General features: G+C 47.2%; 1 pseudogene. It reads right to left on the bottom strand.

From position 1 onward, the window contains the following. Positions 1-196: pseudogene (locus tag LKX83_RS33470) on the bottom strand (hypothetical protein); the annotation flags it as partial. Positions 197-214 lie beyond the last annotated feature (18 nt).

The raw sequence follows: 214 nt of genomic DNA, 5'->3' as shown, positions 1-214 counted from the left end.
CCCAGTCAAAAACAATCTCAGGGTAGGTATATGCACCGTGCGTATATTCCTCAAATAACTGATAGTAGTCGTCGTCCGTATGCCCTGTCTTTTCTTCGAAGGCGACACAGGCTGCGCTGATCATCTCTTCATTTTCCGGATAATGGTCTTCCGGCAGCTCTTCTATAATCGAGATCAGATTTTCCGGATTCTCCAACACCCGGCTCCATACATC

It is taken from the genome of Cohnella baijiui, from assembly GCF_020731285.1.
Taxonomy (GTDB): Bacteria; Bacillota; Bacilli; order Paenibacillales; family Paenibacillaceae; genus Cohnella.
Note: the sequence above shows the minus strand (reverse complement) of the source record. Positions and strands in the feature narration are given on the sequence as shown.